The sequence below is a fragment of the Siminovitchia jepli genome, from assembly GCF_047228825.1.
Lineage (GTDB): Bacteria > Bacillota > Bacilli > Bacillales > Bacillaceae_C > Siminovitchia.
The window spans coordinates 1-9,836 of the sequence record NZ_JBFEGN010000104.1 but is presented as its reverse complement, the minus strand read 5'-3'; the positions used below and the strand labels follow the sequence as shown (position 1 = coordinate 9,836).

Here is a 9,836-nt window from a genome sequence, read left to right as displayed (position 1 = left end):
CCCCATTGCCCGCGCTGGTACTATTTCACTGATAACGGGCAAAGGAACGGACCCCCATTGCCCGTGCTGGCACTATTTCACTGATAACGGGCAAAGGAACGGACCCCATTGCCCGCGCTGGTACTATTTCACTGATAACGGGCAAAGGAACGGACCCCCATTGCCCGTGCTGGCACTATTTCACTGATAACGGGCAAAGGAACGGACCCCATTGCCCGCGCTGGTACTATTTCACTGAAAACGGTCAAAGGAACGGAATCCCATTACCGATCTTTTCGGGTATAGAATACGAATAGTCAAAAAAGGATGGGAGACCAATGACCAGACGCAATGGCTTTTTGTCAGATTTTAACGTTGCATTCAAAAGTTCATTTTATATAGAAGTCTTTTCTATACACGGGTTTTCTCTTCTATTCCCAATTGGGCAATGATATCGAATACCGCGGTTGCATCCTGCTGCCCTTTTTGTAAATACTCGGCTATTTGGTATAACTGGCGGGCTGATTCACTTGCCATTGTCGGAATGCCGGCGTTTTCGGCCAAATTCCGATAAAGATTCAAGTCCTTCTTCATATTAAAAAGAGAAAATGTCACTTCTTCCGGAGTATTCTTGAATATATTAGGCCCAAACACCTCCATTACTTTTGTTTGTCCGGAACCTTTTTGAATGATGGCTGCCATTTTTTCTTTCGAAACGCCGGCTCTTTCCCCGGTCAAAAGCGCTTCACTTATTAAGGAAATGATGCCTCCAACAATCATATTATTGCATAATTTTACAATTTGGCCGGCTCCACTCGGGCCTACATAATGTATATTTGTTCCAACGGCTTTTAAAATGGGCAAAATGGAAGGAAACTTTGCTTCACATCCGCCAACCATGATGGTTAGTGTACCTTCATCCGCTCCGGCAGGACCTCCGCTCAAAGGACAATCAAAATATTCCAAGCCATACGCTTGTGCCTTTAAAGACAACCTTCTTGTCAATGCTACGTCATTGGTACTCATATCCAAAATGAAAGCACCCTTTTTCAGAGCGCCGAACGCCCCTTCTTCCGGATCTATCATTAGTTTTTCTATTAACTGCGGCGAGGGTAAGGACAAGAGCAGGACATCCACTTCTTTTGCCATTGTTCTGATATCTTTTTTGGCATTTGCCCCCATACTGACTAACTTTTGCACGGCCGCTTCGTTAATATCGTATACAGACACGCTATAACCTTTTTTTAACAAATTTTTGGCAATCCCCGATCCCATCAAACCACAGCCGGCCACTCCAATATTTTTCAACGTGATCTCCCTTTCTAGCTCAGGCATTTTTAATGCAGCCGGGAACAGAAGCTGCGCATGTTATGCGCAGTTCCCCCCTTCTTTTAGAAAAATTACGGTTTGATATAGACCGTTTTGTAATCTGTCCAAAAGTCCAACGCGGTCGAACCTTGTTCGCGCGGGCCGATGCTGGAAGCCTTCTTTCCACCGAATGGATATTGGTTTTCAAAATAATTGGAAGGAATATTGACATGTGTGACACCTGATTCGATATTTCGAACAAAGTGAAACGCTTTTTTCAAATCATTTGTATAGATGGTGGACGAAAGCCCAAATTCGCTTTCGTTCGCCAATTCCAACGCTTCTTCGTACGAATCCACCGTTGTGATGCCTATGACAGGCCCAAAAATTTCTTCCCGGAAGATGGTCATATCCTTTGTGACATTGCTGAATATGGTGGGGGCGACAAAATACCCCTTGTCCAATCCATTTTCTGTTAATCTTTTACCGCCATATTCAAGGATGGCCCCTTCTTCAATGGCAGAGTGTACGTAATGTAAATAGGTGTTTAATTGCCCTTCATCTACGACGGGGCCATTATCAACGTTCTCCCCAAATCCGTCGCCGATCACCAATTTCTTGGCCCTGGAGACTAATTTTTTCGTTAATTCCTTTGCGATCGATTTGAGGACGATGACACGGCTCGTTCCTGTACAGCGCTGCCCGTTATCCAAAAACCCGCTGATGACCAGATTTTCAACGGTTTCGTCAATGTTGGCATCCTCCAAAATAATGGAAGGATTTTTGCCGCCCATTTCTGCCTGCATTTTTGCTCCTCTTGTACTGACCGCTCTCCCTAATGCCAGTCCTACATCCGTAGAGCCGGTAAACGACACCGCTTTAATTTTCGGGTGGTTCCCGATTGCATTGCCAATCACACCCCCTGGGCCGGTCACCATATTGATGACACCTGCCGGAACGCCCGCCTCTTCAAACAATTCGATAATTTTCACACTGATAAGCGATGTATTGCTTGCCGGCTTGAAAACAACCGTATTCCCTGCGATGATCGCTGGCGCGATTTTCCAAATCCCGATACCAAGCGGAAAGTTGTATGGGGCAATTACACCGACGACGCCAAGCGGCTCACGAACCGTATAGGCAAAAATATCGCTGTTGTGCGAGGGAACTGTTTCACCTGTCAGCCTTGTCGCTTCACCGCTGAACTGTTTCATCGCCTCGATTGTTTTTTGCACTTCTCCCCTGGCTTCGCGGAGAGATTTTCCTACCTCTTTCGTAATGAGAATTGCCAGTTCTTCTCTTTTCTCTTCCAGTAACCGAATTAATTTGAATAGCACATCTCCCCTTGTTGGGGCAGGGGTATTAGCCCAATTTTTGAATGCGTTTTCAGCAGACGCAATCGCTGATTCAACATCCTTTTCATTCGATTGCTGAAAATACCCCAATACTTCCTCCGTATTGGCCGGATTGATGCTTGCATATGTTTCATTTGTACATGATGATACCCATTGGCCGTTTATATAATTGTAATAAATATCGCTCATTAGGCGCTCCTCCTTATCATTGTGGTTTATATCATCGTAAAACTTAAGATTCACAAAATAAATGTGGCAAGCAACAAAAATCATTAAGATTTTTTGTTGCTTGCCACATACAACCGAAAAGCAATTACTAAATCAATCCAGTCTTTTTCATTATTAAACGCAATTTGCAATACTTCTTCTATTTTTTTCAAACGATAGTAAAGTGTATTAGTATGAACATGCAATATTTCAGCCGTTTTTTTATGGTTTTTGTTCATCTCAATGAATATTTGCAATGTATCTATGAACGTTTCATCAAGAGTATGGAGCCGCTGCAATTTATCCTTCATGAACAAGTCCAATATTTCTTTATCCACCTCATATAAAAGACGCTCTATCCCCAAGTTTGCATACTCGACGATTGAAACATTATGCGATTTGGCGTAACCTATGGAACGAACCGCTTCTTGATAAGAAATCGATAAGTCATGAATCGTTGTTTCCCTGCCGATGCCATAGTATATGCTATTTTCACTTTTCCCTAAACGTTGGATGCTGTTGACCAATTCTTTTATGCTGCTCTGCTTACATTTCGGTATAATGATGATTAATTGAAATGCGCGGGTAAAAATAAGACTGGGAAGACCAACAGCATGTGTAATCTGCTCAATAGATTTGACAAATCTTTCTTTGTCAAGCAAACGGTCCGCTTCCCATAACGGTTGATCTTTTCCCTCCAAAATCATGCATTGGACCATCCAATCCTCATCCCACTTGACATAGCGCAAGGCGTGCTGCAAATTCCTGCCCGAGAGACCTTCCAGCAACTGATTAAAAACTTCTTGCCGAAAGTGAATTTCCTTTTCGTAAATGGCATTATCTTTAATAAGCTCCAAGGCAATCGAAAGACTTGCTTGCTCAATGGCAATTTGATCCATTTCGGAAAACGACGGAAACGGCTTGTCCAACATCAATACGCCAAGAATGTCATCTCCCCTTCTGATCGGAAAAGCATTGGCCCTGTCTTCTTCATTTATGTTTGGATAAAATGCAACGGATGATGAAATCATTCTTTCCAACAAAGAGATGACATTCTTGATTCCCCTCCCCTCTATAATCAATTGGTAAAATTGGTTGTGTATGGCGATGGAGCGCTTCAGCAATGTATTTTTCTCTTTTAAATTTTTATATACATTTGCGTTGTCTATGGCAATGGCGCTCTGATCGGCAACCACCCCAATGACTTGCATGTCTTCCTCCGTAAACACGCCATTTCGATTGTAATTGTTGACGGCAACTACGCCTAAACAGCGGTCTTTATTGATGATTGGCACGCAAAACATGCTTCTGATTTTCCTTCTTTTTACCCCTTCATAATAATGACGATAATTTTCATCCGTCATATTCTCCATATATTCATCTATTTCTTGCTCGGAAGTAAATAATTTTGACTTTTGCTCAATAAAAATTTTACCCGTAATCGACTCTCCAGGAGAAAACGCGACCTTTTTTAAGATTTCTTTGTCAACGCCCTCTCCTTTCGCAAATTTTAATTTGTTCGCTTCTTTATCATACAAATAAATAATAAGGACATCAGACACATCGATCAATGCTCTCGCTGCAACAATGACATGGTGCAAAATTTCCTCCAACTTTAAAGACTGGGTTAACATCTTGTTGATTTCCAGCAGCTTATTTGTCTTATAATTATTCATGGTCTCACCTCTTCTATACAAAGAAGTATATCATTGTACAGGCTTTTGTTTGGCAGGCGAAAATTTCCAATAGTCCAAGCATCGAATTTCAAAGGGGCTGTCCGAAACTCGATTTTCGACTTTGGACGCCCCTTTTTTCTGTTCAAATATTGATATAACAGCATTTCTTGATTTTTTAATTTTATGGGATTTGTCCTTTTTAGACAGCCTCTTTGAATAGCAGGCTATATGTTCACTTTCTTGGCAGCAATATGTTTTACCGCCTCAATGGTTCTGTCAATATCATCCTTTGTAATGCCTCTATGTGTAACAAATCTGATCCTAAATGGACCGGAAGGGTTTGCGAGAATATCAAACTTGTTTAATTGTCTAATAAATTCTCCTGCATCCACCCCCAATTTATCAATAAAAAACATGATCATATTGGTTTCTACGCCTTCTGCATCAATATCGATTCCATCTATACAGGCCAAACCTTCAGCCAGTGCTTTCGCATGAATATGGTCCTCTTGTAGACGGTCCACCATTTCTTCCAATGCGATAATGCCGGCAGCACCAACGATCCCAGCCTGCCGGGTTCCCCCGCCCAACATTTTCCGCCACTTTCGGGCTCTTTTAATATATTCCTTCGGACCCGCTAAAATGGAGCCCATCGGGGCACTTAATCCTTTGGATAAACAAAATTGAACGCTGTCCGTATATTTTGTCATTTCTTTCGGATCAACACCCAAGCCAATTGCCGCGTTAAATAATCTCGCACCATCCAAATGTACAGGAATTTGATACTGTCTGGAAACCTGAAAAACTTCTTCCATATAGCTTAAAGGAAGAATACGCCCCCCGGAATCTCCATGCGTGTTTTCCAGACAAATCAAGGCAGTGCTGGGACAGTGAACATCATCTTCCCGAACGGCAGATACAATTTCGGGAATAGGCATCTGTCCGTTTACCCCTTTTATTGTCCTTGCCTGAACACCGGCAATCGTCGCAAGTCCGGCCGTCTCATGATAGAATATATGTGAATGTTCTTCTAAGATCACTTCATCCCCGCGCTGTGTATGTGATAAAACGGCTACTTGATTCCCTTGGGTTCCGCTTGTTACAAATAATGCAGCCTCCTTTCCCACTATTTCAGCAGCAAGCCGCTCCAATTGATTGATCGTCGGATCCTCGCCATATACATCGTCCCCTACCACAGCGTCCCGCATGGCATCACGCATTTTCTGAGTGGGTACAGTCACTGTGTCACTTCTTAAATCTATGGGCATATAACAGTGCTCCTTCCAAATTCATTCTTAGTTCCAATACTAGCAAAAGTGAATTTGATAGCCAAAACAATTTTTAGTTTCATGCTTATACCGCTCATGGGAAAACCAAGCGAATAACCATCATGGAAACAATTCCCGCCACTACAGTTCCCAATAAACTGCGTGATACAATAGCCACTGCAAAAGTCGGTATTGCCGCCAGCAGCTCAAGATTTTTATGAAAAAGCAGCTTTCCATCCTGCAACATCAGTTCCTGTCCAACCAACGCTGCCATGACTGCGATTGGAACATAGCTCAGCCACCGCATTCCCCAATCAGGCAATGTTATCCGGCTTAGAACAACAAGCGGCAACACCCTCGGAACAAATGTCACAATGGCTGATCCCAAAATAATCAACAGGATATATAAATTTATTTCCATTTTTCCACCGCCAATCCGACTGTTGAAGCAACTATTATTGCCACGATGACACCTGCGCTGCCTGCTGACACTAGGCTTATTCCTACAGCAATACCAGCAGCACTGATGGCAACAATGATGTCGATAAAAATTTTCCTGCGGCTTGCCATCATCAACACCAAAAGTCCGATAAACATGGCCGCCAACGCAAAATCAAGGCCGAAATATTCCGGATTTGTAATCCATTGTCCAAGAATGGCCCCTGCCATATTAGCGAAAGCCCAGTTTAAGTAAGCTGATATATTTACACCATGCATCCACTTTTCACTGATATATTTCTTATTTGCTGTTTCATTCATAGCAACGCCAAATGTCTCATCTGTCAGCAAAGCGCCTATGACCGCATTCTTTAAAGGACTAAGATGACGAAAATAGGGGGATAGTGCCGCACTTAGCAAAAGGTGGCGAAGATTAACAAAAAATATCGTCACAATAACGGCAGTCGCGGATGCGTTCGCCGCAATCATCCCTGCTGCAATAAACTGGGCTGATCCAGCGTAAATCAGCAAACTCATAAGAGTAATTTCTGCTACACTAAGCCCTGCGGTTTTCCCAACAACCCCTGCTGCAAATCCAATACTCAAATACCCCAATAAAGTTGGCAAACATGCTTTCACACCATCCCAAAATCGATCTTCCTCTTTCCAAATCACACTGCTTTCCGCCTTCATCTTTTCACCCCAAACTTCCAACTGTTATAAATCTATTTGTTGATAATGCCATTTTACAACGATCTACTATATAACAATCAACTTCTTTTTATAACAGTTGAAGGAGAATCAGCATGTTTATTGAATGTCAACGTAAAGTTGAAATTTCGCTGTATATACTTATCTAAGCTGTCCAAATCCGTTCCGGGCTTCTGCAAGACGGTTTGCCATTACCCTTTATCAAAACAGCTAAAAATGCCGGAGCAAGATGGTTTTATTTAATCAATTTCTGTTCATCTTTTTTAATAAACCCGTTACTTAATGGCGATATGAATTTCAATTTCCCCATTCGGCAAGTATTTTTCAAAATCATATGTATAAACTCTCTCCAATAAGCCCGCTTCTTCTAGTTCCCATATCCTTTTCCAAGTTTTCACGACCCCAAGTTTGTCACTCGTATCCACCTTGAAAATTTTGTATTTTTCGTTTTTCGGTATTTCAATAAAGGATTGCCCATAACGTCCTCAATGGCAACGCTTAATGAATAATCGCCTTTATAGTTGCTCTCATAATCATAATAAACGCCATAAATGCTGCTCTGATGCTGTTCCAGATTGCGATAGGCTTCTTCCCACATCGTTTTGATTTTTCCCATCATTTCCTTGTCGTTAAAATTATTTGTTCTAATGCTGTTAACTAAAAATAATTTCATTTTGATCCTCCCTGGCTTCATTCATTCGGGCGAAATGGCTTTCGGGTTGAAGTATATTATCTCATGAATTTTATACAATTGCTTAGATTTAAAATCGGAACTCATTGTCCAAAATGCTAATAATATTCCCGTATTAGTTGCGAGTATTTCTGATTTTTTTATTAGTTGAAAAGTATCTCATATAGTTGATAGTATTCCATCCTTAGTCGCGAGTAATTACGAAAATTTCGAGAGTATGCCATGCTTAGTTGAAGGTATCTCATAAAGTGGATGGTATTCTATCATTAGTTGAGAGTATTTCCGATTTTTCGATAGTATTCCATCCTTAGTCGTGAGTAATTACGAAAATTTCGAGAGGATTCCTGCTGTAGAGTCATTCATCCAGTCGGAGTGGAACAGTGATTCTTATCTCGAATGATGACTGATTGCCTCTTTGGAGCAAGCTTTTGTTGAGCAGGCATGATATATTAAAAAAGCAGTCGAACAATCCTATGTACTGGGAAGTGTATTAATGAAAATAATTGTTTCGTTAATCGTTGTTTTTCTCATTTCGTTTTCGCTTATCTTTATATTGGTTTTCAAAGGGAATCAAAAAGAACCGGAGCAAGAGAAGTTAAACTTCTTTCTCGTTATTTTGGTTACATTTTTAATTGCCTTATTTCCAACCGCAGCCATTGCACTCATTTTATTTGCATTGTTTGGCTCGGTAAGCGCAGTTAATATGTTATTTTCATTACATATCAGCAAGAACGAGCTGATCATGCTGGCAATTGCTTTAATCGTATATTTATTTACTATTGATAATTTAATAGAAGTAATAGTGAAACATATAATAGGGAAAAACATACTTTATTTCATGATTATGTTGCTGATAAGGATCCTGGCTTCTTATGCGATCGGAAAAGCCATAGGAATAAATCAAACCAATAGCTTCATGATTTCGTCAGGGGTCGCTTTCATTATCCTTTTAATTGAAGTTTTATACCATTTAAGAGAAAGAAATGTATACAATGAGTAAAATACAATGGTGGGCCGAAGCAGGTCGTCATCCAGGTGGGGCTCTCTCTTCCAATGAGATCTTTAATTTATATATTAAACTTAAAAAAGAAGAACAAGCGGTGATCAGTAATAATCACCTCTTGTTCTTCTTTCACCATTTCTTACAAACGGCAATAGCAACAAAGCCTTTTTAGTGGAGGAGCAGCGCGGCTTTTTTCGGACTTCATACAAAACACCAAATAATCGCAATGATTAAGTTTACGCTTCTAATTGCGCCTTACGAGGTTTCTTTGCAATAAGTGAACAAATTAAGCCGACTAAAGGAAAGGTTAAGGTGACAAGTATGACAGGTGTATAACTATGGAATAAGTCATAACCTACTCCAAATGGAAGCGGCCCTAAAGAAGAACCTACAACGCCCATCGTTACCCCGACTCCATTTATACTTCCAATATACTTACGTCCAAAATAATTTGGCCATATCACATTTAAGCTGATCCTTTCCAGCCCATTCGCATTCCCCAAACCGTTCCGAACAAAATGGCCATCCAAAAACTATTTGTGACAAGTAACATCAAAAGTAAAATAACTTCGATTATAAATATTGCCAGAAGAAGATAATTTGTTGGAATACGATCTGTAATTATACCTGAAATAAAAGACATCGGAATACCGACCATTGCCATTAAACTCAGAACCATTGCCGCAACCGCCGGAGACAATTCATTGCTGCCAAAAATGGAAATAATATGAAATGTTATTCCTGTATTTACCATTGCAGGGATTCCTACACAAATAAGAATTGCCCAGAAAGCCCTCGTTTTCTTAGCCTCATTTAACGTCCAGTCTTCATCTGCTTCTTTTACGACTGCAGTCCCCAGCAAGGGTTTATATTGCTTTGCTTTTGATGTTATAAATCCATCCGGCTCCAGACCGATATCCTCAGGTCTATTACGGACACCCAATAACGCTATGGGCACAAACACAACCAGCAATAATATTCCCCAGAATTGCCAAGCAAACCGCCAGCCCCAATGATCAATCAACCATGTATTCATAATGGGAAACAACATTGCACTGGTAAAGCTCCCCAATGTCATGATACTGAAGGCAAATCCTCTTTTTTTAATAAACCATTGCGCAACCATAAAAAATAAAAAGCACAGTCAACCCTTAATTTTTCGAACGCAAACCTATTAACTAAATATTCAGATATAAGATT

At 40.8% G+C, this 9,836-nt stretch carries 12 protein-coding genes; 2 read left to right on the top strand and 10 right to left on the bottom strand.

What is annotated here, in order from left to right:
• Nucleotides 1-390: 390 nt before the first annotated feature.
• The 8 genes from AB1L08_RS19930 to AB1L08_RS19895 form a co-directional block, all read right to left on the bottom strand.
• Nucleotides 391-1,314, bottom strand: a complete 924-nt coding sequence (locus tag AB1L08_RS19930; RefSeq protein WP_413066378.1) for an NAD(P)-dependent oxidoreductase — start codon at nucleotides 1,312-1,314, stop codon at nucleotides 391-393.
• Between the two features lie 65 nt (nucleotides 1,315-1,379).
• Nucleotides 1,380-2,831, bottom strand: coding sequence for an aldehyde dehydrogenase family protein (locus AB1L08_RS19925; RefSeq protein ID WP_413066377.1), 1,452 nt, complete (start codon nucleotides 2,829-2,831; stop codon nucleotides 1,380-1,382).
• An 83-nt stretch (nucleotides 2,832-2,914) separates the two neighbouring features.
• The gene (locus AB1L08_RS19920; RefSeq protein ID WP_413066376.1) at nucleotides 2,915-4,525 is read right to left on the bottom strand and encodes a helix-turn-helix domain-containing protein; all 1,611 of its coding nucleotides are present in this window, start codon (nucleotides 4,523-4,525) and stop codon (nucleotides 2,915-2,917) included.
• Nucleotides 4,526-4,749: 224 nt separating this feature from the next.
• Complete coding sequence (gene ltaE, locus AB1L08_RS19915) at nucleotides 4,750-5,793, bottom strand: low-specificity L-threonine aldolase (RefSeq protein ID WP_413066375.1); 1,044 nt, start codon at nucleotides 5,791-5,793, stop codon at nucleotides 4,750-4,752.
• A gap of 94 nt (nucleotides 5,794-5,887) precedes the next feature.
• Entirely contained in the window at nucleotides 5,888-6,214 is a 327-nt protein-coding gene (locus tag AB1L08_RS19910) for an AzlD domain-containing protein (RefSeq protein WP_413066374.1), read from the bottom strand.
• A complete protein-coding gene (locus AB1L08_RS19905) occupies nucleotides 6,205-6,924 on the bottom strand; it encodes an AzlC family ABC transporter permease (protein WP_413066373.1) in 720 nt (239 codons plus the stop codon). Before AB1L08_RS19905 ends, AB1L08_RS19910 begins: the two co-directional genes overlap by 10 nt.
• A gap of 293 nt (nucleotides 6,925-7,217) precedes the next feature.
• Complete coding sequence (locus tag AB1L08_RS19900) at nucleotides 7,218-7,340, bottom strand: hypothetical protein (protein ID WP_413066372.1); 123 nt, start codon at nucleotides 7,338-7,340, stop codon at nucleotides 7,218-7,220.
• Nucleotides 7,337-7,615, bottom strand: coding sequence for a hypothetical protein (locus AB1L08_RS19895; protein WP_413066371.1), 279 nt, complete (start codon nucleotides 7,613-7,615; stop codon nucleotides 7,337-7,339). Before AB1L08_RS19895 ends, AB1L08_RS19900 begins: the two co-directional genes overlap by 4 nt.
• Nucleotides 7,616-8,126: 511 nt before the next feature.
• On the opposite strand from AB1L08_RS19895, the gene AB1L08_RS19890 reads away from it, so the two are divergent.
• Both AB1L08_RS19890 and AB1L08_RS19885 read left to right on the top strand, forming a co-directional pair.
• Nucleotides 8,127-8,633: a hypothetical protein gene (locus AB1L08_RS19890; RefSeq protein ID WP_413066370.1), complete on the top strand. Its 507-nt coding sequence runs from the start codon at nucleotides 8,127-8,129 to the stop codon at nucleotides 8,631-8,633.
• A complete protein-coding gene (locus AB1L08_RS19885) occupies nucleotides 8,626-8,808 on the top strand; it encodes a hypothetical protein (RefSeq protein WP_413066369.1) in 183 nt (60 codons plus the stop codon). Before AB1L08_RS19890 ends, AB1L08_RS19885 begins: the two co-directional genes overlap by 8 nt.
• Before the next feature lie 64 nt (nucleotides 8,809-8,872).
• On the opposite strand, the gene AB1L08_RS19880 is transcribed toward AB1L08_RS19885, so the two are convergent.
• Both AB1L08_RS19880 and AB1L08_RS19875 read right to left on the bottom strand, forming a co-directional pair.
• Nucleotides 8,873-9,037: a hypothetical protein gene (locus AB1L08_RS19880; protein ID WP_413066368.1), complete on the bottom strand. Its 165-nt coding sequence runs from the start codon at nucleotides 9,035-9,037 to the stop codon at nucleotides 8,873-8,875.
• 65 nt (nucleotides 9,038-9,102) lie between these two features.
• On the bottom strand, nucleotides 9,103-9,714 hold the full coding sequence (locus tag AB1L08_RS19875) for an MFS transporter (protein ID WP_413066379.1): 612 nt from the start codon (nucleotides 9,712-9,714) through the stop codon (nucleotides 9,103-9,105).
• Nucleotides 9,715-9,836 lie beyond the last annotated feature (122 nt).